Source organism: Acinetobacter qingfengensis, from assembly GCF_008693185.1.
GTDB classification, from domain to species: domain Bacteria; phylum Pseudomonadota; class Gammaproteobacteria; order Pseudomonadales; family Moraxellaceae; genus Acinetobacter; species Acinetobacter qingfengensis.
The window spans coordinates 135,783-158,962 of record NZ_VXKN01000001.1; the positions used below are offsets into that span (position 1 = coordinate 135,783).

Annotated in this window: 18 protein-coding genes; 11 read left to right on the plus strand and 7 right to left on the minus strand. The window is 37.7% G+C overall.

Translation table 11 applies throughout. The annotated features are described in order from the left end of the window. Positions 1-183: 183 nt before the first annotated feature. Positions 184-1,017: an EF-hand domain-containing protein gene (locus F4V57_RS00605; RefSeq protein WP_070070565.1), complete on the minus strand. Its 834-nt coding sequence runs from the start codon at positions 1,015-1,017 to the stop codon at positions 184-186. A 26-nt stretch (positions 1,018-1,043) separates the two neighbouring features. Then, a complete protein-coding gene (locus tag F4V57_RS00610; RefSeq protein WP_070070566.1) occupies positions 1,044-3,302 on the minus strand; it encodes a TonB-dependent hemoglobin/transferrin/lactoferrin family receptor in 2,259 nt (752 codons plus the stop codon). Between the two features lie 467 nt (positions 3,303-3,769). On the opposite strand from F4V57_RS00610, the gene F4V57_RS00615 reads away from it, so the two are divergent. Further along, positions 3,770-4,300, plus strand: a complete 531-nt coding sequence (locus F4V57_RS00615) for a YaeQ family protein (protein WP_070069264.1) — start codon at positions 3,770-3,772, stop codon at positions 4,298-4,300. Positions 4,301-4,435: 135 nt separating this feature from the next. Beyond that, entirely contained in the window at positions 4,436-4,729 is a 294-nt protein-coding gene (locus F4V57_RS00620) for a cold shock domain-containing protein (RefSeq protein ID WP_070069263.1), read from the plus strand. A 178-nt stretch (positions 4,730-4,907) separates the two neighbouring features. On the opposite strand, the gene F4V57_RS00625 is transcribed toward F4V57_RS00620, so the two are convergent. Together F4V57_RS00625 and metH are read right to left on the minus strand one after the other, a co-directional pair. Beyond that, positions 4,908-5,303: a hypothetical protein gene (locus F4V57_RS00625; protein WP_070069262.1), complete on the minus strand. Its 396-nt coding sequence runs from the start codon at positions 5,301-5,303 to the stop codon at positions 4,908-4,910. Positions 5,304-5,608: 305 nt separating this feature from the next. After that, entirely contained in the window at positions 5,609-9,310 is a 3,702-nt protein-coding gene (gene metH / locus F4V57_RS00630; RefSeq protein WP_070069261.1) for a methionine synthase, read from the minus strand. Between the two features lie 236 nt (positions 9,311-9,546). Here metH and F4V57_RS00635 point away from each other — a divergent pair, with 236 nt between their 5' ends. From F4V57_RS00635 to F4V57_RS00645, 3 genes are read left to right on the plus strand one after another with little or no spacing between them, the layout of a single operon-like run. Further along, positions 9,547-10,368 (plus strand): hypothetical protein, encoded by an 822-nt coding sequence (locus F4V57_RS00635; RefSeq protein ID WP_070069260.1) that lies wholly within the window; start codon positions 9,547-9,549, stop codon positions 10,366-10,368. A 17-nt stretch (positions 10,369-10,385) separates the two neighbouring features. Continuing rightward, on the plus strand, positions 10,386-11,501 hold the full coding sequence (locus F4V57_RS00640) for a toxic anion resistance protein (RefSeq protein ID WP_070069267.1): 1,116 nt from the start codon (positions 10,386-10,388) through the stop codon (positions 11,499-11,501). Positions 11,502-11,528: 27 nt separating this feature from the next. Further along, the gene (locus F4V57_RS00645) at positions 11,529-12,476 is read left to right on the plus strand and encodes a hypothetical protein (RefSeq protein ID WP_070069259.1); all 948 of its coding nucleotides are present in this window, start codon (positions 11,529-11,531) and stop codon (positions 12,474-12,476) included. Between the two features lie 26 nt (positions 12,477-12,502). On the opposite strand, the gene trmA is transcribed toward F4V57_RS00645, so the two are convergent. Then, complete coding sequence (trmA, locus tag F4V57_RS00650; RefSeq protein ID WP_070069258.1) at positions 12,503-13,588, minus strand: tRNA (uridine(54)-C5)-methyltransferase TrmA; 1,086 nt, start codon at positions 13,586-13,588, stop codon at positions 12,503-12,505. Between the two features lie 100 nt (positions 13,589-13,688). Between trmA and F4V57_RS00655 the strand changes: the two genes are divergently transcribed. The 6 genes from F4V57_RS00655 (at position 13,689) to pgaD (ending at position 20,147) form a co-directional block, all read left to right on the plus strand. Beyond that, complete coding sequence (locus F4V57_RS00655) at positions 13,689-14,081, plus strand: hypothetical protein (protein ID WP_070069257.1); 393 nt, start codon at positions 13,689-13,691, stop codon at positions 14,079-14,081. Positions 14,082-14,143: 62 nt separating this feature from the next. Then, complete coding sequence (gene ftsY / locus F4V57_RS00660; protein WP_070069256.1) at positions 14,144-15,241, plus strand: signal recognition particle-docking protein FtsY; 1,098 nt, start codon at positions 14,144-14,146, stop codon at positions 15,239-15,241. A 179-nt stretch (positions 15,242-15,420) separates the two neighbouring features. Beyond that, the gene (locus tag F4V57_RS00665) at positions 15,421-16,062 is read left to right on the plus strand and encodes a DUF2057 family protein (protein ID WP_070069255.1); all 642 of its coding nucleotides are present in this window, start codon (positions 15,421-15,423) and stop codon (positions 16,060-16,062) included. A 403-nt stretch (positions 16,063-16,465) separates the two neighbouring features. After that, complete coding sequence (gene pgaB / locus F4V57_RS00670) at positions 16,466-18,424, plus strand: poly-beta-1,6-N-acetyl-D-glucosamine N-deacetylase PgaB (protein WP_171257526.1); 1,959 nt, start codon at positions 16,466-16,468, stop codon at positions 18,422-18,424. An 11-nt stretch (positions 18,425-18,435) separates the two neighbouring features. After that, on the plus strand, positions 18,436-19,707 hold the full coding sequence (gene pgaC / locus F4V57_RS00675; protein ID WP_070069253.1) for a poly-beta-1,6-N-acetyl-D-glucosamine synthase: 1,272 nt from the start codon (positions 18,436-18,438) through the stop codon (positions 19,705-19,707). Between the two features lie 26 nt (positions 19,708-19,733). Continuing rightward, positions 19,734-20,147 carry a poly-beta-1,6-N-acetyl-D-glucosamine biosynthesis protein PgaD gene (gene pgaD, locus F4V57_RS00680; RefSeq protein WP_070069252.1) on the plus strand — a complete coding sequence of 138 codons (414 nt, stop codon included), beginning with the start codon at positions 19,734-19,736 and terminating at the stop codon, positions 20,145-20,147. Positions 20,148-20,218: 71 nt separating this feature from the next. Here pgaD and F4V57_RS00685 read toward each other — a convergent pair whose 3' ends face one another. Beyond that, positions 20,219-21,268 (minus strand): NADP(H)-dependent aldo-keto reductase, encoded by a 1,050-nt coding sequence (locus F4V57_RS00685; protein ID WP_070069251.1) that lies wholly within the window; start codon positions 21,266-21,268, stop codon positions 20,219-20,221. A gap of 318 nt (positions 21,269-21,586) precedes the next feature. After that, complete coding sequence (locus F4V57_RS00690; RefSeq protein ID WP_070069250.1) at positions 21,587-22,969, minus strand: ABC1 kinase family protein; 1,383 nt, start codon at positions 22,967-22,969, stop codon at positions 21,587-21,589. Positions 22,970-23,180 lie beyond the last annotated feature (211 nt).

Sequence of the window (23,180 nt, forward strand, 5' to 3'; positions counted from 1 at the left end):
GATAGTAAAAATTAAAACGAGTCATTTTGACTCGTTTTTTTATGCTGATTGTATGAAATAAATCTCACTAATTTAATTATCAATGAGCTTCAAAATAAGCTATTTAAAATGCAGTTACTTTAATATGATAAAGAATAATAAAAAACAGGCATATATATGCCTGTTTGTACTTATTTTAAAAGATTAGATTTCACTAGGATCTAATATGCCATTTTTATTACGATCCAGAGATTTAAATACGGCTACTGCATATTGATTTAAATGTTTTGCATTAATCGTACTTTTGTTTTTTGCAATTGCATCAAATTGCTGTGCAAAAATAATTTGGTATTGTTGTCTCGCCTGAGTCAGATTTTGATCGTAGCGCTGCATAAATTCATTGACATATTCTTGCTCAGATAAGACAAAATCCTGATTCTGGTCCACAGCAAAGAATTGCTTATCTCTTTCGGTCAAATAATTCGCCAAAGTAACATAGTTTTTAGTTTGTCCATAGGTTTGAATAAATTCCTGAATGTTGTTTGCCATAGGCATTGCTAATGGTGTGGTAATTCTTAATCCATCATGTGTGCCTTGTTGTTGTGGTGCAAGTTTTATATCTTCAGCATTAATGATTCCATCCTGATTTTTATCAAATCCGGCAAACGTTTTTAAACCAATGGCCTGAAATTCATTTAGTGTGATTTTGTCATCTTTATTACTGTTTAAGACATTAAAGCGAACATGCGCTTGTTTAAGCGAACCTTCACGGCGTTTGCTGATAATATTTTCCAGATGTTGATTGGAATAAGCAATAAATTGCTGTTTGGAGACATTAGGATTTTGCTTAAATAAATTTGCATAATCCGCAGGAAAATTTTTGTTAAAATTATTTTGAGTTAATTGTTTTACTTCCGGATGCAACATACTGTAAAAACCTATGGTTTGTATGTTTATATCTGGCTGATTTGGATTGGCTATAGCTATTGGTGCACAAGCAACCAATAGGGCAGTAAAGAGAAATTTGGCTGTATACATTTTTATACCTAAATATAGCATGGTGATTAAAATTTAAACTCTAGGCTTGCAGTCACATTACGACCAACCTCAGCAGAACGGTCAATCAATGTTGAGGTGTTACGACCACTCGCACTGACGGCGCTATTTAATGTTCCTACTGTTGAATATGACCAATAGGTCTTATCGAAGATGTTATTTAATCCGACATTTAATTTTGCATGTTTGTTAATGTTCCAGTATGCAGAAAAATCAAATATGGTATAACCTGCAACTGGCGTATAGCCAGAGCTTACTGAATATGTACTAATGTCTTGTGATGCAGTTTTTCCTTCAACTGCTGTGGTGGTAAACCCTAAGCCAAAACGCTGATTTGGATCATCATAAGCAAAAGTTAAGCTTGCTTTACCTGGATTGATAGAGTTTAAACCTGTTTTATTTCCGCTGTCATCTTCTGCATTACCTTTGGTTTTACCAGCAACTAAAGCTAAACTAAAGCCATCGGCATTGTTGATGAAATGACCTAAATCTATACGTGCAGAAAGTTCAGCCCCCCAAATCGCAGCTTTAGCCAGGTTTTGCGCTTCATAGCATAAATACACTCCTGAAACAGTACATTCAGAGCTAGCCAGTTGCTTGTAATCAATGAAATTTTTATATTTGGTGTAAAAACCTGTCACATCCACTTTAATTCCTTCAATGGAATCATTTCTCAAACCAATTTCAAAGGCATCACTGGTTTCTTTTTTCAGGTCAGAATTACCAGATAGGTAGTACAATACAGAAGAAGAAGTCTGAAAATAACTTCCCAACTCTGTTGCAGATGGGACACGAGCACCATGAGTGTATTTTGCATAGGTATAATTATGCGGTGTTAACTGGAAGCTTGCTGATAATCCCGGAGCAAAATAACTAAAGTTTTTATCTTTAACACCTGTATAGGTTGAATTTTCAGGTCGATATTCTGAACGCTCACCACGTAAAGATGGTGTAATAATCAATTCACGATTAGCCACATCAAATTTCATTGCATCAGAAAGATATGCTGCATAACGATTAACTTTGGAGTTAAATATGTAAGCGCCTTGATATAAATTAGATGTTGAAACCGTAGTACCACTAGCCGTTGTACGTAATTCTTTACGATTGCTATCATATTGCTTTTGATCTGCAATTAGGCCATAAGTTAGATTATGCATACCAAGACTTTTGTCTGCATCTAACTTGATGCCAGTATTTATTTCTTCAAATTCATTATTTACGTCACGAAGATAGCTACTTGTGCTATAGGTGGTACGTGTATCATTATTGGATTTCTGATACCACGTTTTAGTTTTTAATTTATCAAACAATGCGAACTGAGTTGGTTTAAAAATATAATCTATACTGAATTGTTGACGTTCAATATTTTGATCCTGAGTACCGTCATTATAGGCAATTGCAGTATAGGTACTGCCATCCATTTCTGTAATGTAGTTATTTTTCTTGTAATAATCGACTGTAAAACCTAATTGATGCTGATCATTAATATTCCAGATCAAGCGGCCTAAAACAGCATCAGATTTCCAGTCGGCAGGAAATTGTTTGGTATCAGAGCTTCCTTGAATTTCATGACCATCACGATGTGCATAAGCAACCAATGCTTTAACTGTATCATTACCGATTGCACTAGTAACAGAAGTCAACCAAGCCTCATCCGCTGAGCTATAGCCCAACTTCGCTGTACCTGCAACAGTTTTACCATCAACCAAATAATCTTCCGGTGATTTATTAATGAAGGAAACACGTCCGCCAATACCATCTGTAGATACATCTGTGGTACCAGAATAAATATTTACACTTTGGAACATTTCAGGATCGATATAATCCCGGCCTGCTGCACTATTGCGCATACTTGCACCAGTCCAGGTTGCTATAGTTGCATCAGCAATATCGACACCATCAACATCCAAGCCAACACGGTTACCATCAATACCACGAATATTATAACTGCTTGTACCTGAACCAGCATAAAATGTACTTGCACCATTAGCAGAAAAGGGTGCAGTGACTAAAGGTAGATACTTAACAATATCTGCCATGCTATTTGTACCGGTTTTATCAAGATTCTCCCGATCAATTTTGGTTACACTAGCTGGTTTAGTATTATCCTGATGTGCATATACTGTCAGCGTTGCAAGCTTGGTTACAGGTTCATCTTCTGCATGTGCAATAGTGATAGATGCGAGAATAGAAGCAAGACTAATAGACAATAATGAAGGTTTAGCCAATTGCTTTGACAAGATGAGTGAATACGGCTTGCGCATATATGGATTCCTGTTGGAAAATACTTTGAAATCAAGAGGAGAAAAATGAGTAAATAAACCTTAAATGTACACAATATATGAGTAATTAATAATTTATTACATTACAATAATGATAATCAATATTGTTTAAAATATATATGTAATGTTTGCTTTTTGTAAATTTTGGAATTTATATAATTAAGTTTTTGAAAAATTTGTATTTATTATTTAAAACAATATGATTAAAAGTCATTTTTATTTAATGAACTTATGAGTCACTTTTTGTATTTGTAAATAAAACTTTTGGCAAAATAGTTATAATTTTTTAATATTGATTCTTTAGAGAAAAACACTTAAAGCATTTTGCCTATATAAATTAGCGCTGATTAAATGATCAGAATTTTAAAATTGCTAAAAATATTCTACATGATACTTGTAAATTCGTTATGCTAGACGCAAATTTCTAGCTCAACTGTAATGTCAAACTCATGGCCTTAAAAGCAACCATTTATAAAGCAGACCTTAATATTGCTAATATGGATACGCATCAATATGGTGATTATCAACTGACTATCGCACGACATCCATCAGAAACCATTGAACGCCTTATGGTACGCATTCTGGCATTTGCTCGTTATGCTGATGATGCATTGGAATTTACCAAAGATTTATTTGAAACCGATGAACCGGCATTATGGCAAAAGGACTTAATAGGGCAGTTAGAGAAATGGATTGAAGTTGGTTGCCCTGATGAAGATAAAATTAAAAAAGCCAGTGCTCGTTGCTCGCAAGTTGCAGTGATTGCCTATGGTAATGCGGTGGCTGAATGGTATAAACGGAATAGCAAACTTAAGAATCTAAAAAATGTTGAGGTATGGAAATTGTCCGAAGCCACCACCACAGTGATACAAGTCTTGTGTGAACGTACCATGCAATTACAGCTTAATGTGATGGATGATGAGTGGACCTTAATTGGTGAACATGGACAAGCTGAAATTGAATGGGAAAAATTACAGTAATCAAATTAACTTTGATAAGTCTGAATTTAAAGTTATTTCTAAAATTTAGAAATTAAATTATCAGGCTTTGTCTGTAGCGATCAGGATCAAGGTATAATATTAAAAAGTGTATGTTGTTATATGTGAGGAATATCTATGAAGTCTGAAGTTTATCAGGGAAAAATTAAACAATACGATGCCAAAAAAGGCTTTGGGTTTATTGGTGGGCTTGAGCAAGATATTTTCTTTCATATTTCAGATTTTCCTCTTGAAGAGGGTGAACCCAAGCGTAATGAAAGAGTGAAATTTCTCATTGCTGAAAATAATGGTAAGTTTAAGGCAATTAAAATTGAACGTGTACTCGATCAATCTGCTAAAGCAAAAAAATCCAGAGTGGTTGAGAATAATAAGTCGATTACCAGTGCGTTGCTGGATAGTTTCAGGAAGTAGACAGTATATTTTATATTTGAAAAACCTATTAATTTTTATGAGATAAGAAATGTATTGTTAAAATTAACAATACAAAATGAATTGATGATTGTCAAAAATATGAAAATCATTAATAGGTTGTATAGGCTTTTTTTAAATACACTCATTTCAAGGCATGTAGAAACAAGTGATTTTTAGATTAAATTTTAGAAAACGCTTCTAAAAAGCATTTCGGGTGTTGATGAAAGCGAATATGGTTAGATGATTTTAATTGTTTCCTTTTTTCTTTAAAAGCAGGAGCGATATAACCCCAATCTGCATTTTTAGAAAAATAAACAACAAAATCTATATCAGCATCTTTCCATTTATTTTCGACAAGAATATTTTCATCAACACAATCTAAACTTTTAACTTGAATACGATATAGGGTTCGACCATCTGATATTTGCACATCAGTTTTTAAACCTAAATCTATGCTAGGTTTGCTGGCTTCCCAACCACCCATAAGTAACCACGAAAGTAGTAGATACTCGTAAGAATGGTTTTTATATTGGATTAAAGTTTGTTCTTTTAGTACTGTTTTACGAACAGGCATAAAAACTCCTTAAAAGTTTTAAATGCCGTAGTTCGTTTTGGCTGCCGAGATACGGATACATGGATTTGATAAAACTCTCTAAAAGACCATGCTCTTATTTGAGAGGCATTACTGTATGTCCTTATGAACTATACCCAATTGATTTCGGTTGCCAAACCCTTATTTAGTAGAGTTACTCTAACTAAATATTCATCAATTTTCAGCTCGTTACGAGTCTGTAATGTCTATTGATTAAAATTTAGTATAACAACGTATACTTGTCAATAAAAAATCCCCTCGATTTTTGAGGGGGGAATTTTCATTGATCAACTAATCGAATCATCCAAATTTGGTGCTAACCATCGTTTCGCTTCATCCAATGTCCAGCCTTTGCGTTTGGCATAACCCTCAAGTTGATCCAGTGCAATTTTACCGACATTAAAATATTCACTTTGCGGTAGGCTGTAATAAAAACCACTGACACTTGACGGTGGCCACATGGCAAAACTAGAAGTTAAATAAGTGCCGATTTTATCGGTTGAACCGAGCCAGTCGAACAACACTGCTTTTTCCGAGTGTTCAGGACAAGCAGGATAGCCCGGTGCAGGGCGAATCCCAACATATTTTTCCTTGATCAACTCTTCATTGCTTAATTGTTCATTGGATTGGTAGCCCCAGTACTCTTTACGAATGCGTTCATGCAAGTGCTCGGCAAATGCTTCAGCAAAACGATCACCCAAAGATTGCACTAAGATTGCCGAATAATCATCGCCTTTGGCTTTATATTCATTGGCCAGTTCTTCTGCACCAAAAATAGATACAGTAAAACCACCTAAATAATCCTGTTGACGATCACTTGAGCTGACAAAATCAGCCAATGATAAATTCGGTTTGCCAGTGACTTTATCCGATTGTTGGCGGATATGTTGGAACGTATGGGTGATATTGCCATTTTCATCATAAGCAGTAACAGTATCGGCATCGGTGCGTTTGGCCGGGAAAATTCCAAATACTGCACGAGCATCAAAACGCTGATTTTCGATGATATCTTTTAGCATGTCTTGCGCTTGATTGTACAAATCGGTTGCTGCTTCACCAACCACTTCATCTTGCAGAATTTTGGGGAATTTGCCTGCCAATGACCATGAAATAAAAAACGGTGTCCAGTCGAAATAGGGGACTAAAGTTTCAAGCGGATAATTTTTGATGACTTGTGTGCCAATCAAATTTGGTTTTGGCGGTACATAAGCATCCCAGTCGATTTTAAAACCATTTTCAATGGCTTCGGCATAGGACAGCTTGGCTGCTTTGGGCTGTTTATTGGCGATACGTTCACGGACTTTGGCATATTCAGCACGATGCTCGGCAATAAATGCACCACGCATTTCTTTAGAGAGTAAAGTCGTGGCGACACCGACGGCACGAGAAGCATCTGCGACATAAATTACAGCATCATTTTGATATTGTGGTTCAATTTTGACGGCAGTATGCGCTTTCGATGTGGTTGCACCACCAATCAATAATGGAATATTAAAGCCTTTACGCTGCATCTCCTTGGCAACAAACACCATTTCATCAAGAGAAGGCGTGATTAATCCGGATAAACCGATAATGTCACACTTTTCATCAATGGCGGTTTGCAGGATTTTTTCCGCAGGCACCATCACGCCCAAATCAACAATATCGTAACCATTACAGCCCAAGACTACGCCAACAATATTTTTACCAATATCGTGTACGTCGCCTTTAACTGTTGCCATCAATACTTTGCCTTTAGACTCACTTTCGCCTTTTTCTGCTTCGATATAGGGATTGAGCCAAGCCACTGCCTGTTTCATGACACGTGCAGATTTTACCACTTGTGGCAAGAACATTTTACCTGAACCAAACAGGTCACCGACTACGTTCATGCCATCCATCAATGGCCCTTCAATCACATCAAGCGGACGTTTGGATTTTAATCGGGCTTCTTCGGTATCTTCATTGATAAAGGTGGTAATACCTTTGACCAAGGCATGTTCCAGACGTTTTTCCACAGGCTGATTGCGCCATTCCAGATTTTCGGCTTCTTTGACTGCACCGCTTTGACCACGATATTTTTCTGCAACTTCCAGCAGTTTCTCTGTTGCGTTTTGTCCATGATTTTCCTGTGAAGCGTCGCCCTGATTGCGATTTAAGATGACATCTTCAACGGCATCTTTTAATTCTTTGTCGATATCATCATAGATGGCCATTTGTCCGGCATTGACAATACCCATGGTCATGCCTTGTTTGATGGCATAGTACAGGAATACCGAGTGAATCGCTTCACGCACAGGTTCATTACCACGGAATGAAAACGATACATTTGATACGCCACCGGAAATCATGGCATTTGGTAGGTTCTGTTTAATCCAGCCAGTCGCTTCAATAAAATCAACCGCATAGTTATTGTGTTCTTCAATCCCTGTTGCTACGGCAAACACGTTCGGGTCAAAAATGATGTCTTCCGATGGATAACCAACTTCATTGACCAAAATATCATAAGAGCGTTTACAGATTTCCCGTTTACGTGCCGCAGTATCCGCCTGTCCGGCTTCATCAAAAGCCATCACGATAATTGCTGCACCATATTGGCGGCATAGTTTGGCTTTATGTACAAACTCGTCATAACCTTCTTTTAAGGAAATCGAGTTGACAATCGGTTTGCCTTGTACGCATTTTAAACCGGCTTCGATAATCTCCCATTTAGACGAGTCGATCATGATCGGTACACGGGAAATTTCAGGTTCAGATGCGACCAGATTTAAAAAATGCACCATGGCATTTTGCGAATCCAGCATGCCTTCGTCCATATTAATGTCGATGACTTGTGCGCCGGCTTCAACCTGTTGTTGTGCCACGTCCAATGCTTCGGCAAAATTTTCTTCACGAATTAAACGCAGGAATTTTTTTGAACCTGTGACGTTGGTACGTTCACCAACATTGACAAAAAGTGAATCATCATAAATGTTAAAGGGCTCTAAACCACTTAAACGACAAGCTGGCACAGTTTCAGGCACTTCGCGAGGTTTGATGTGTTTTACCGCATCGGCAATGGCTTTGATATGCGCTGGCGTTGTCCCGCAACAACCACCGGTAATATTGATCAAGCCACTTTCGGCAAATTCCTTTAAGAATGCTGCGGTTTGTTCTGGTGTTTCATCATATTCACCAAAAGCATTGGGTAAGCCGGCATTTGGGTGCGCAGACACAAAAGTATCGGCAATATCGGCAATGGTTTTGACATGGGGACGCATGGCATCTGCACCAAGCGCACAGTTAAAACCAATCGAAAGTAAATCACCATGACGCACTGAATTCCAGAACGCTTCGGCTGTTTGTCCTGTTAAAGTACGTCCGGAAGCATCGGTAATCGTACCGGAAATCATCATCGGTAATTCACGACCAAGCTGTTTAAACACTTCTTTGACTGCAAAAATTGCCGCTTTACAGTTCAGTGTATCAAATACGGTTTCGATCAAAATAATATCTGCACCGCCTTCGATCAGGGCATGCGTGGCTTCGATATAATTTTCTTTGAGTGCATCAAAAGTAATGTTACGAAACGCAGGGTTATTAACATCAGGGGAGATTGAACAGGTACGAGATGTAGGCCCTAAAACACCTGCGACAAAACGGGGTTTATCAGGGGTAGAATATTTTTCACAAGCCGCTTTGGCAAGTCGTGCTGCTTCACGGTTAATTTCAGGCACCAATTCTTCCATGTGGTAATCTGACATGGACACACGAGTACCATTAAAGCTATTGGTTTCGATAATATCTGCACCAGCCTCAAGATACTGTTCATGTATTCCCTGAATAATTTGCGGTTGCGTCAATACCAGTAAATCATTGTTGCCTTTTAAATCCGATGCCCAATCAGCAAAGCGTTCGCCACGATAATCTTCTTCTTCCAGTTTATGGCGTTGAATCATGGTTCCCATTGCGCCATCAATAATCATGATGCGATTGGCTAAAATTTCTTTTAAAGTGGCTAATGTGGACATGCACAAGGCTCGCTAAATCTGGCTGTAACAAAGTCTAAAGTTTAACAGAATTTAGTAAATTTTCGTGCAGGATCGCCTGCCGTCTTCAGCTTTGCTTAATATTTTTTCATTATACTGTGTTATGACTTTGTATCTAAAGAGCAAAAAATTGAGAGTTTAATTGAAAATAGGAGCATCAATCCAATATAAACATTAAAGATATTTGAACTTATGCCAAGGAAAATGTACAACATCACATGACTAATTTTGTAGCCAATTCTTTTACGCCTATTCACGATATGGAATTGGATCAACAACGTATTGATCAGATTAAAGTGAAAGTTTTGGTGCCGATGCTGAAAAGTCCAAATCTGTTAAGTTATTATGCAGATCATATTGTTCAGCAGCAAAATCATGTGTTGATACAAAAAACATCCTCACATACCACTGATCTTAGTCAAAGTATTCAGCATTTGATTGAGCATTTAAACCAGTCGCAAAAGTCTTTAACACCTCGATATTTTAATCGTTTTCAGCGCTGGCTAGGTCAGCATCTGGAATATCGTGGACAGCAATATCAATATATAGAGCAATTAATTGCACAAATAAATCAGGCTGCAAACTTCAGTCGTTTAGTTGCTTCTGAAATGGCTGTATCACAGCAGTATATGCAGGAATTACAGATTTTACGGCAAGAGTTGGCTTATTATGTGATTGCAGCACAGCAATTTGTACAGGAATCCCCACAATTTAATGCACAATCCATGCAATTTGAGCATTTTCTACAGCGCTTGCAGCAAAAAATCAATACGCTAATGACATCACAATCTGCAACTGATATGGCCATGTTACAAATGCAGTTACAACAGCAAGTTGCCATGACCTTGTTAGATCGTTTTACTGAGGCACGACAAATTTTAATTCCGGCATGGCAGCAGCATGTACTGAGTATTCAATATCAACAGACACCGCAACAACTCCAGCAATTGAATGACGCTCGTCATGCACTAATTCGGCGTTTACATCAGGCCTTGGAGAATAATCAGATTTCTGGCGATATCACCACACCACAACAATGACTGTAAGTGAGAAGACAATGAGCAAGCAAAATACACTGACAACGCCAAGTGATTCGGGCATGACAGAACAACAATTTCAGCAACTGGATCTAAAAGCGTTGGGATTAAACGATAAGGATTATGCTGCTGTGTTGCAGGTCAGTCAGGAACTTGATGATATTGATCAAACTCGTGTGGCTGAGTATGGTAAAAATATTGCCACTCAAACTTCAACATATACTGATGATTTGTTACAACTGGTACAAAGTAAAGATCTTGATGAAACCGGACAAAAATTAAATCAGGTGGTGAATGCGGCACAGCAACTTAATAGCAAACATTTACTGGCTGAACAGCGTAAAAGTGGTTTTTTAGGTTCGATTTTTTCTAAATTTAAACAGGCAAAACAGACTTTTCAAGTGCAGTTTCATAATGCCAAAGAGCAAATAGATCATCTGATTCAAGAAATTGAAATTTCACAAACAGGCTTAAAACAACGAGTTGAGATGTTGGATAAGATGTTTGCTGCAGTGCAACAGGAACAACACACATTAGGCATTTATATTGCAGCAGGACAGTTAAAACAGCAGCAATTGGCACAGCAAATTTCGGCTTTAACTGTACAGGAACAGGATCAACATATTGTTCAGCAAATATATGATTTAAATCATGCTGCCAATAACCTGGAAAAACGTGTCCACGATTTAAAAATGTTGCAACAATCTGCATTACAAACTTTACCCATGATTCGGATTATTCAATCCAACAATTTAATGTTGGTTGATAAGTTTTATGCCATTAAGAATATTACTATTCCGGCATGGAAAAATCAGATTAGTCTGGCTTTATCACTGAATGAACAAAAACACAGTGTTGAGCTAGCAGACAGTATCGATAATGCCACCAATGAATTATTGCGTAAAAATGCTGAGTTACTGCATAGCAATTCTGTCAATACAGCCAAGGCAAATCAGCGAGCAGTAATTGATATTGATACACTGGAGCATGTACAAAATACCTTAATTAAAACGGTCAATGATGTGATTCAGATTCAAAAAGAAGGAATGGAAAAACGTGTACAAGCCACTGAAAAACTAAAAAGTTTACAAGGCAATTTAAATCAACTGGTGGTTGAAACAGCAAAACCAAAATAATCAAGGCAAATTTTCACTGGAGAAATCATGCAGGAATTACAAAAACAATTTAGACCTGATCATAATCCGGAGTTTTTGCAGGATTTTCAGCAATTACGCTTAAGAGAACGTAAGATTGCAATCTGGATGATGTTGGCATTGGCAATGCTTTGTATTAGTGGTGTTTTATTATGGTTTAATCAAAGTTTGATCTATGCTCTTTTTGAGATTACCCCACAGGTTCAGCATTTACATCTTCCGGAATCTGCACAGGCATTACAACAAAAATTGGGAGAAAACCCTGATTATTTTATGCAACTTTTGCTTTGGATATTCTGGTTGGGATTAAAACTGACGGGTGCAATTCTGGGTGCCAGTTTGACGCTTTATTTACTCAAAAAATTCAGGTTTATTACAGATCGTATTCGGGGATTTTTTAAGAATGTGATGCTCTGGTGTGTGCTTGCCCTGATGAGCTGGTTGGGTATTGCTTATCTTCAGCATGAAGTGATACAGCAAGATCAAGTTCAGCAGCATTATCAGCAAGCGATGCTTTATCAGCATGATATTCGTCAGAGTGAGATTTATCAGGATTTACAGCAGTTACATATTGATGCCACAGTTCAGGCGTATGTGCTGGCCCAAACTGCCTTATTACATCAACCTGCAGATCGAGAGCAGGCCAAAGTATATTTACAGCAAATCATCAGCGAGGAACAACAACAATCAGCAAACTTCCAGCGTTATGGTTTTCAGCCTGCGCAATTATGGGCAATGCAACAGCAAGTTTATGGACAAGCTGTGACTGCCAGTGCCAAATCGATACAGCAAAAAGTTACTTCTGCCAACCAAATGACACAATATAGTCGCTGGTTATGGCAAATTTTATTGTTGATTGCAGCGCTGGCCGTTGTAATTTTTTATGGACTTCATCGGCATATTACACAGCGAATTATACGTATTGAAACGCAGCTTCAACATATCGGAGATGGTTAAAAAAACGTTTCTGTTGCTAGAAGCAATTAATATTTTTCCAGCAACACACCAGATTCCATGTGATGGGTATAAGGGAATTGATCAAATAACGCAAATCGAGAAATTTTATGCGTTTTACTTAGTTGTTTGAGATTGTCATATAAAGTATCTGGATTACAGGAAATATAGATGATTCGTGTAAATTGAGCGATAAGCGTCAAAGTGTCCTCATCAATACCTGCTCGAGGTGGATCAACAAACACAGTGTCAAATTGATAATCTGATAAATTAATATGCTGTTCTTTCAAACGTTTAAATTCACGTTTCCCTTGATAAGCTTCTGTAAACTCTTCGGCGGATAAACGTGCGATTTGAATATTTGCAATGTGATTGGCTGCGATATTCCATTGTGCGGCATACACTGAACTTTTAGCTAACTCTGTAGCCAAAACTTTTGGAAAGTATTGTGATAAAGGTAAGGTGAAGTTACCATTGCCACAATAAAGCTCCAATAAATCACCTTGAGCGCCTTGAGCAACTTCACATGCCCATGTCAACATCTTTTGACATACTTTGGCGTTGGGTTGGGTAAAACCATTTTCAATTTGTTTATAGATAAATTCACGTTCGCCAACGTTGAGCTTTTCAATCACAAACTCATCGCTTAATACCAGTTTTTGACCACGACTGCGACCAATAATTTTGATATTTAAATTCTTTTGCAACTGCTGGGCTGCGACTTGCCATGCATCATCCAGTTTACGATGATAAATCATGGACACCAACATTTCGCCATTTAGGGTTGCCAGAAAGTCAATTTCAAATAGGCGTTGTGACAAAATATTCTGTGCTTTAATGGCAGCTAATAATTTTGGCATCAGATCATTAATCGACTGATCTGCAATCGGAAAGTCGTCAATGCGCACGACTATTTTTTGTTGATTATTTTCGTCACGTTCAAACATCGCGTAAAACAGATCGTCATCTGTATGCCAAATACGAAATTCTGCCCGCATGCGAAAGTGTTGTGCAGCAGAGGCAAACACTTCCAAATTAGGTGTTTGGAATTCAGCAAACTGACTTTTAATTCGCTGTGTTTTTTCATCAAGTTGTTGTTGATAACGTTCTGACATACTGCAATCAATCAAAAATCCTACAAGGAGGCGCATATTATCAAACTTTGCAGGAAAAATCAGGCTTGAGCCTCACTCAGTGAATCGCTACACTTGCGCTATGAAAATTTCTGCAATCTCTCAGTTACAACAGCGCATTCGCCGTCATGGTTTTTCGCTGACCACGTATTTTGATCGCTATTATCTTTATTTGATTGGCGTGATGATGGGGCTATTTTTAATTTGGTCGATTCATTTATTTTATCGCCCTATAACGACACAACAGCAACAGCAAGTGGTGCAATATGTGACACAATCTTTATATCCCAATACTCGGGATTATGCATTATTCATTGTTCGTCAGGCTGAACCCATCAATCAATACCAATATTTCCGATTTTTACGCATGTTACAGCTAGAAAAACAACGTATCCATTACCAAAAAGCCGAAACTGTCAGTACACCAAAGTCAGAAAAAATTATTGGTTCAGGAAGTTTCGCTAATCAACCCTGAAAATACGAAGTATGTTACCATACTCGCTACATTTACATTTTTGGGTGCATACAGGATTTCGCATGCAACAACCATTGAATTCACAACAAAAAATTTTGATTGATGCTGATATTGGCGATGATGATGTTACTTTGCCGGCTATGCCAGCTTTAGAGATTGACATTCAGGAATCTCCACGTGTTGAACAACACGCTGCATCCATCGCCGCAACACAAGAATCGTCTGAGAGCAAAGGTGGATTCTTTAGCCGGATGAAACTTGGATTGACCAAAACCCGTAAAAATCTTGCTGATGGCATGATGAATATTCTCGTAGGCGGTAAGGAAATTGATGATGAGCTTCTGGAAGAAGTGGAGGATCAATTACTGGTTGCTGATATCGGTGTAGATGCGACCAGAACCATTATCAAAAATTTAACCGAACGTACCGAACGTGGTGATTTAATTTATTCGCATGCTTTGTATAAAGCTTTACAGGAAGAATTGGTAAGCTTGTTGGCACCAAGAGTCAAACCTTTACATATTGACAGTAATAAACGCCCTTTTGTGATTTTGGTGGTGGGTGTTAATGGTGTGGGAAAAACCACAACCATTGGTAAACTGGCCAAACGTTTGCAGAGCGAAGGCAAGAAAGTTATGTTGGCTGCTGGCGATACTTTCAGAGCTGCGGCGACTGAACAATTGCAAATTTGGGGCGAAAGGAACAACATTGCCGTTGTGGCACAAGGGCATGGTGCAGACAGTGCATCGGTGATTTTTGATGCTTTTGAAAGTGCCAGAGCCAAAGGTGCTGATGTATTAATTGCCGATACTGCCGGACGTTTACATAACAAATCTAATCTAATGGATGAGTTATCTAAAGTAAAACGGGTCATGCAAAAAATTGATGCAACAGCACCACACGAAATCATGCTGGTTGTTGATGCTGGTACTGGTCAAAATGCCATTAATCAGGTACAAATGTTTGATGAAGCTGTTGGTTTAACGGGTTTAACGATTACAAAACTGGATGGTACTGCTAAAGGTGGTGTACTGTTTAATATTGCCAGTAAAACTCATGTACCGATTCGTTATATTGGTGTTGGTGAAAAAATTGACGATTTACGTCCATTTTCGGCAAAATCTTTTGTGGCAGCATTATTTCACACTGATGAGAAATAATTGGACAACAGATGTTGTCAGTAAAATCCAGTGCCAATATGCACTGGATTTTTTGATTCTAATTGAATAAAACAGGACGATACGAGTTGGAGTGTTTAATCAATATTACGGCATTGTCATAAATTGTTCACATAAAATCCGCATAGTGCATGTGAAAAATTGTGATTGGGTCTATTTGCATGTTAAAAAAATTCTTATCTGTGATTTCATTGAGTGTTTTAAGTGTATCTGCGTGGGCTGATGTGGTTTTGACAGCACCAGAAGAAATTATTGTGCTAGCAATTGATGATCAGGAAGTCAGCAAGGGCTTAATCAGCAAAAAAAATAATAGCTTTAAACTTGATGCCGGTGTACATAGCATTTCGGTAAAATATCAGGATATTTTTTATCATGCCAGCGGTGAACATGATGTACTAAAATCCAATATTTTGACTTTAAATCAAGTGCCTTTACAGGATGGACAAAGCTATAAACTCGTGCTGGTTAATCCTCCAAAAGACTTCGATCAGGCAAAAGAATTCGCTGAGCGACCAACCATTGCCATTCAAAATCAGTCAGGACAAAAAGTAGCTGAGCAAGTGGGTGCAAGTCAGCAAAACAAAAGCTGGTTAGGGCAAAACCTTTTTGGTGCAGTAACAGATTTGCGTAAAGATAAACCTCAGGCAACAGTTGTTTATGTACCAGAAGCGCATGCTCAAGTAACAAGTGCTCAAAATGCAACAAATGTCGCTGGAAATCAATTGATCGAGTTGTGGAAAAAAGCAACCTCACAGCAACGTAAAGAATTTACAGCATGGTTGACTGAGCAGGCAAGCAGATAATAAAGTATCGAAATAATTCTCATTATTTTATAAAATATATTTTTGTGAAATTATGTTAACTAAATCGGTATTATGCAGGTTAAAATCTAAAATTATAAAAAAAATCATAAAAATATAGGTTGTTAATTTACATAAAAAAGGATAACAATTCACCTGAATTATCCAGCGGTTAGAGAAGCGATTATATTGCTTCTCTTTTACTCTTTATGTCATTGTTGTTTCAGTTAAAAAGCATATTCATTCATTCTGAGTAAATATGTTTTTTTTATTGAGCGATAGTTGGTGAATGGGATTAACATTCATGAATATACCTCGTTCAGCGCAAGTTTTATCTACTTGTTTATTTGCCTTATCTTCACTTTTAACTGCTGGTGTCTATGCAGAAACTCCAGAATTCTCCAGTATGACGATATCAATACCTGAAGCAAGTGAAACGGCATCTTCCGAAGAAACAGCAAAAATCGATGTTTCTGCTTTAACTATTATTGGCTATCACGAAATTACCCCACAGAACCATGCGATTATTCCAGATTATGCAGTAACACCACAGGATTTGGAGCATCATCTGGATTGGTTGCAGCAGAATGGTTATCATTTTGTCAGTGTTGATAATCTGATCAAAGCCAATGCGGGCAAAATAAAATTGCCAGAAAAAGCAGTTTTGATAACAATAGATGATGGTTATCAATCCTTTTACCAATACGCCTATCCAATTTTTAAAGCCAGAAAAATTCCTGTTGTGCTGGCTGTAGTGGGATCATGGCTGGAAGTTAAAAATCATCAACAGGTACAATTTGGTGATGATAAACTGGCTCGAAATAAATTATTAAGCTGGTCTGAATTAAAGGAAATGCAGGACAGCGGTTACGTTGAGATTGGCAGCCACAGTTATAATCTGCATCGAGGTATTATGGGAAATCCGCAAGGTAATTCAGAACCTGCGGCAACAACACGTCAATATTTTCCAAAATCAAAACGTTATGAAACAGATCAGGAATACACAGCGCGTATTTATAATGATTTAAAGAAAAATAATGAAACTTTGAAAGCACATGGCATTCGTTCGCCACGTGTGATGGTGTGGCCATACGGACGATATAATCTGCAAACTGTGAAGATTGCCAGACAATTGGGTATGCCGATCACTATTACATTGGATGATGGTGCAGATCATGTGACCAAATCGCTTGGGCATCTTAATCGTATTTTGATCGAAAAAGATGAAAGCACAGAAGATCTGGCAGAAGATATTCAGGCTCGATTATTAAATTATAATGATAATAATCGCCCGCAAAAAATTATGCATATTGATCTGGATTATATTTATGATCCAGATCCGCAACAGCAAGAGCGTAATTTAAGCCACTTGCTAGACCGCATTAATGCCATGAAAGTTAATACTGTATATTTGCAGGCTTTTGCTGATCCTGATGCCAATGGTTCTGCTGATATGGTTTATTTTCCAAATCGTTATTTACCAATGCGTGCAGATTTATTTAATCGCGTCGCATGGCAAATCCAGACACGTACAGATGTACGCCGTGTCTATGCATGGATGCCACTCTTGGCATGGGAACTGCCCAAAAATAATCCGGTCTCCAAAGATGTTGTGGTAACAGAGCAGCCTAAGAATAGCGACCATTTAAATATGGGGTATATTCGTCTGAGTCCGTATTCTATTCAGGCAAGACAAGTGATCGAAGGCTTGTATCGTGATTTGGCAAAATCATCCACATTTAACGGAATTTTATTCCATGATGATACGACCTTATCAGATTATGAAGATGTCAGCCCACAAGCTTTAAAAGCTTATGCCAAAGCCGGATTACCGACTGATTTAAACAAAATCCGCAATGATGATGCACTTTTATCAAAATGGACGGCGTTTAAAACCAAAACTATTGATGACTTTGCCATGAAATTGGCAGATGATGTCCGTTATTACCAGCCGTTTTTGTTAACTGCGCGTAATTTATATGCCCAAGTTGCCTTATCGCCTTATGCAGAAAACTGGTATTCACAATCATTGGAACAATCACTTCATCGTTATGATTTTACTGCAATTATGGCAATGCCATATATGGAGCAGGCGAAAGATCCACAGCAGTTTTTTAATGACATTGTAAATCGGGTAAAAAAATATCCGGATGGCTTAAAGAAAACTGTATTTGAAATTCAGGCAACAGACTGGCGTAAAAATCAGCCTGTTCCGTCAACAGAGATGGCTGATACCATAAAATCCCTGTATCAACAGGATGCAATTCACGTTGCATATTATCCGGATGACCCAATTAAAAATCATCCAGATACCACTGTAATGCGTGATGCTTTTGCCATCAAATCCAACCGTCTTGTTCCTTAAAGGAATTTATCATGACGACCATGCATCAATTTTGGCAATCAGCACTTAACTTTTTGTTCTATTATCCATTATTTATGTCTTATTTATGGATGATGGGTGCAATTATTTTCTACTGGAAGGAGCGTAAAGAACCTTCGTATCAACAACCCACAGCATTGACAACCTATCCAAAAGTAGCAGTTTTAGTACCATGTTTTAATGAAGGGGATAATGCAGAAGAAACCCTGAGTCATGCCTTGGCATTAAACTATCCAAATTTTGAAGTAATTGCTATTAATGATGGCAGCAAGGACAATACTGCTGAAGTATTGAATCGACTTGCCGAAAAATATGAAAAATTAAAAGTGGTACATTTGGCACAAAATCAGGGTAAAGCCATGGCATTACAGGCAGGTAGTTTACTTACTGATGCCGAATATCTGATTGGTATTGATGGGGATGCCTTATTGGATCCTCATGCAGCAACTTGGATGGTCAGACATTTTCTGGTACATCCATCTGTTGCCGCAGTTACAGGTAACCCGCGAATTCGTAATCGTTCCACACTATTGGGACGAGTTCAGGTTGGTGAATTTTCTTCTATTGTTGGCATGATTAAACGTGCGCAGCGTAGTTTTGGGAGAATTTTTACTGTATCAGGGGTAATCACGGCTTTTCGTAAAACTGCAGTTCATGAGGTGGGTTACTGGTCACCAAATATGCTAACTGAAGATATTGATATTACCTGGAAATTACAGCGAGCAGGTTGGGATATTTATTTTGAGCCTAATGCTTTGGTATGGATTTTAATGCCGGAAACCATTCAGGGATTATGGAAACAGCGTTTACGTTGGGCTATGGGTGGGGCACAGGTTTTAATCAAAAATATTGATGTATTATTTAAACCACGTTTGAACTATCTGTGGCCATTAATGCTAGAGTTGATGTTGACTTTGGTCTGGTCATATCTTTTATTTATTCTGGCGCTGATATGGATTTTACACATGATTTTGCCGTGGATCGCTTTTCCGGCAGTCAGTTCACCTTTTTTACCTTATGGAACAGGGATATTGCTTGGATTGACCTGTTTATTTCAATTTATTATTAGTAAATGGATGGACAGTCGTTATGAAAATCAACTTGGGCGGAATTATTACTGGATGATCTGGTATCCATTCGTATTTTGGTTAATTACAGTATCTGCGAGTATTGTGGCCTTTCCAAAAGTATTATTACGCGGCACTGAGCAGCGAGCAAGATGGGTTAGTCCGGATCGCGGCATTAAAATTAATTCGGGTCAATAAATCATGATGGAATGGGGGGATCTACAATGAAACAACATGCTTTAATTATTGATGTACGTGATCAGCTACCTTGGCATAGGCGTTATTTATCAACTACCACCACCGCATTGTTATGGGTAGCGTGGTTGCTTTTATGGCGACCAATCATGATATTACTCGGCTTTACGGATACCCATCATCATAATGTCGCCTATCATTTATTATTAATGTTCATGACAGCACTAGAAAAAGGCGTTATGTTATTGATGATCTGTGCTGTGTTATTGTTACTCTGGAATAATTTTGTGCCTTATAAACCGAAGAAAAAGTTACAGGCCAATACGGATATGGATTATGCCAATCACTTTGGATTAGTCATTCAGGATTTACAGCAAAGTCGTAGCCAAAAAATCAGCACAGTTCATCATGATGAGCATGGTAAAATTATCAAAATTGACTGAGAAAAATAATCTTATCGACCCTAAAACAGCCAAAATAAATTAGATATTTTGGCTGTTTTTTTATCTGATGATTAAGGGCTTGGATTTGGATAACGCTGGTGAATATTTGCAATTTCGGCAAGAATATCTTCAGATAAGATTACATCAATACTGTCAATATTGGTTTTTAATTGCTGTAAATTGGTTGCACCAATAATATTGCTGGTCACAAACGGTTGTTGATTAATAAATGCCAATGCCAATTGTGCGGGGTCAATGCCGTGTTTTTTTGCAAGTGCTACATATAATTCTGTAGCTTTTATTGCATTTTCACTCTTATAACGTGAAAAACGCTGCCATTTGGTGATTCTTGCACCTTCAGGCAATGCACCATTTAAATATTTTCCGGTTAAATGACCAAAAGCCAAAGGTGAGTAAGCCAGTAAACCAGCATGCTCACGAATGGAAATTTCCGCAGTGCCTATTTCATAGGTTCGGTTGAGCAGATTATATGGGTTTTGTACGGATACAACTCTGGCTAAGTCATGTTTTTCCGCCAGATGCAAAAATTGACTAATTCCCCAAGGGGTTTCGTTAGATAAACCAATATGTCTGATTTTACCCGCTTGTACCAAATCATTTAATACTGATAAAGTTTCAAGAATTGGTGTACTGTCGTCCTGTTCAAGGTGACTATAACCCAACTGACCAAAAAAATTGGTATGGCGATCTGGCCAATGCAATTGATAGAGATCAAGATAATCCGTTTGTAAACGGGTTAAACTGTCGTGTAATGCCTGTTCAATATTCACTTTATTATGGCGGCTTTGCCCATTACGGAAATGATCTGTTCCACCATTTCCTGATGAAGGGCCTACAACTTTACTGGCCAAAATAATTTTATCTCTCTGGCCAAATTTAGCAAGCCATGTCCCAATATACTGTTCAGTTAAACCTTGGGTTTCAGGTTTGGGCGGTACAGGATATAATTCGGCAGTATCAATAAAATTAATTCCCTGCGCCAGTGCAAAATCAATTTGTTGATGCGCTTCCTGTTCAGTATTTTGTTCGCCCCACGTCATCGTGCCTAATGCTATTGCACTGACATCGATATTTGTCTGACCCAGTTTGTTATATCGCATGATTTGATTTATCCTCTCACATTTTGTAGATCTGTTTGTTGAATTACTTTAGCATTATCATTTTATTCTTGTTGATATATTTCTTGTAAGTTATTGCTTATTATCTGAAAACTATAAAACAATTTATGATTTAGATATCATTTTTTATTTATTTCAATATTCATGATTTCGGTCTATATTAGGTTTTATTACAAATGGATAATAAAAAGATGAAGTAAATAATCTAGTTAATATAATGATTGGAATGTATAAGTAAATCAAAATAAATGATGGGAAATAATATTTTATATTATCTCCCATCAATAAAGATATTAGATATTATGATTTTTTAAGATAAGGTGTAACCATATCGCGAATATTAGTTTTGGCATCAATTACCGTCATAAATGTATAGGCACCAATAAATTTACGACTAATAAACATAAATTCCTTTGGCGGTACAGAAAAATAACGGGATGCCATAGAGCGACTAGCTTGCTGAATAACTCGGTTGTGCAACTGACTTTTTTTCCAGTGATAGCGATATTGCTCATCCATTAAACCTTCCGGCATTTCCGGATTATTTTCCGGAGTACTAAATGCTTCAGTGGCAATTAAAAATACCTGTGCCAGATCGGGTTTGACTGAAGCAGGAATATTGTCAAAAAATGGGTAACCAGTCATGTTGGCAATCATTTCAGTTTTATCGTGATGATAGCCTGCAATAATTAAATTTCTTGCCACATGCAATAAATGTGCATCAAATTGGCGGATTGCACCAAAATCAAGCAAAACAATTTGATCCTTACGATCATGTCCATTGCCTAAGCGAATTAGATAATTACCAAAATTTGGATCAGTCTGCATTTCGCCCCATTCAAAAATTTCCCGAATAGAAATTTCTAGTGAAGCTTCACCTAATAAATTACGGCGATGTTGTGGTAAAGATAACAGGGTTGGGCTATTTACCGGTACACCTTGTTCAAAGGTCATACACAAAATTTGATCGGTACAGAGTTCATCAATAATTTGCGGCACGATATAGCGATTATCTGTTGCTAAACGCGTATAAAAACGTTTAGTGGTTGCCGCTTCCATTCGATAGTTGACTTCACGGTGCATCATGCTGCGTACTTCTTCATACCATTCGTCAAATTCTCGAGTTTGCGGTACGATATTCGTAAGCCTTAGCATACTGCGAAATAGTCGCATATCTGAATCAATGGCTTCTGCAACACCGGGATACTGAATTTTTAATACCAGTTCTAATCCATCAGACTTACGACGAGCTTTATGCACCTGTGCCAGTGAGGCTGTACCCAGTGGTTCTTGCTCAATATCCAGTGCAAAAAACTTTTCACCTAATTGTTGTTTTAAATGCTGTTCAATAATCGGCCATGATAATGCAACGGTATTATCATTGAGTGTATTCAATGCTTGAGTCACTTCTTCAGGCAAAAAATGCTCGCCATAAAGTGCCATCATTTGACCAATCTTAACCACGGAGCCTTTGAGTTTTCCAATTTCTGAAACCAGATAATTGGCCTGCTCAATCATGGCTTTTTTGCGTTTCTTTTCTTTTTCGGCATCACTGGAAAATAGACTTGTTGCATTTGCTGCCGCCCAACGGGTTCCTGCTAATAAAGAGGCTTTGGCAATGGAAAAACGGCGATCAAATGCGGAAGTTTTGAGCTGATCCAGTTTATCATTTTGATCTGACATAAATGCAAATCCTGAAAAGTGAGAAACATGCAGTAGAGCAGTGTACACTAAAGTCATTCGGCTGTGCGTATAAATCGGGTAGGGCTGTTTATTTTCTGCAATGATGATGGGCTATTTAAGCGGTTAATTGCTGTAATTGTTGCACATGTATTATGTTTAAAGACAAAGCAGAGTTGATTTCTGGCATATTATTGCAAAATTTACAGAATAA

What these genes read in the sequence shown, in the direction of transcription:
- F4V57_RS00605 (WP_070070565.1), bottom strand. Translation starts at nt 1,017, where the DNA reads ATGTATACAGCCAAATTTCTCTTTACTGCCCTATTGGTTGCTTGTGCA.
- F4V57_RS00610 (WP_070070566.1), bottom strand. Translation starts at nt 3,302, where the DNA reads ATGCGCAAGCCGTATTCACTCATCTTGTCAAAGCAATTGGCTAAACCT.
- F4V57_RS00615 (WP_070069264.1), top strand. Translation starts at nt 3,770, where the DNA reads ATGGCCTTAAAAGCAACCATTTATAAAGCAGACCTTAATATTGCTAAT.
- F4V57_RS00620 (WP_070069263.1), top strand. Translation starts at nt 4,436, where the DNA reads ATGAAGTCTGAAGTTTATCAGGGAAAAATTAAACAATACGATGCCAAA.
- F4V57_RS00625 (WP_070069262.1), bottom strand. Translation starts at nt 5,303, where the DNA reads ATGCCTGTTCGTAAAACAGTACTAAAAGAACAAACTTTAATCCAATAT.
- metH (WP_070069261.1), bottom strand. Translation starts at nt 9,310, where the DNA reads ATGTCCACATTAGCCACTTTAAAAGAAATTTTAGCCAATCGCATCATG.
- F4V57_RS00635 (WP_070069260.1), top strand. Translation starts at nt 9,547, where the DNA reads ATGACTAATTTTGTAGCCAATTCTTTTACGCCTATTCACGATATGGAA.
- F4V57_RS00640 (WP_070069267.1), top strand. Translation starts at nt 10,386, where the DNA reads ATGAGCAAGCAAAATACACTGACAACGCCAAGTGATTCGGGCATGACA.
- F4V57_RS00645 (WP_070069259.1), top strand. Translation starts at nt 11,529, where the DNA reads ATGCAGGAATTACAAAAACAATTTAGACCTGATCATAATCCGGAGTTT.
- trmA (WP_070069258.1), bottom strand. Translation starts at nt 13,588, where the DNA reads ATGTCAGAACGTTATCAACAACAACTTGATGAAAAAACACAGCGAATT.
- F4V57_RS00655 (WP_070069257.1), top strand. Translation starts at nt 13,689, where the DNA reads ATGAAAATTTCTGCAATCTCTCAGTTACAACAGCGCATTCGCCGTCAT.
- ftsY (WP_070069256.1), top strand. Translation starts at nt 14,144, where the DNA reads ATGCAACAACCATTGAATTCACAACAAAAAATTTTGATTGATGCTGAT.
- F4V57_RS00665 (WP_070069255.1), top strand. Translation starts at nt 15,421, where the DNA reads ATGTTAAAAAAATTCTTATCTGTGATTTCATTGAGTGTTTTAAGTGTA.
- pgaB (WP_171257526.1), top strand. Translation starts at nt 16,466, where the DNA reads ATGACGATATCAATACCTGAAGCAAGTGAAACGGCATCTTCCGAAGAA.
- pgaC (WP_070069253.1), top strand. Translation starts at nt 18,436, where the DNA reads ATGACGACCATGCATCAATTTTGGCAATCAGCACTTAACTTTTTGTTC.
- pgaD (WP_070069252.1), top strand. Translation starts at nt 19,734, where the DNA reads ATGAAACAACATGCTTTAATTATTGATGTACGTGATCAGCTACCTTGG.
- F4V57_RS00685 (WP_070069251.1), bottom strand. Translation starts at nt 21,268, where the DNA reads ATGCGATATAACAAACTGGGTCAGACAAATATCGATGTCAGTGCAATA.
- F4V57_RS00690 (WP_070069250.1), bottom strand. Translation starts at nt 22,969, where the DNA reads ATGTCAGATCAAAATGATAAACTGGATCAGCTCAAAACTTCCGCATTT.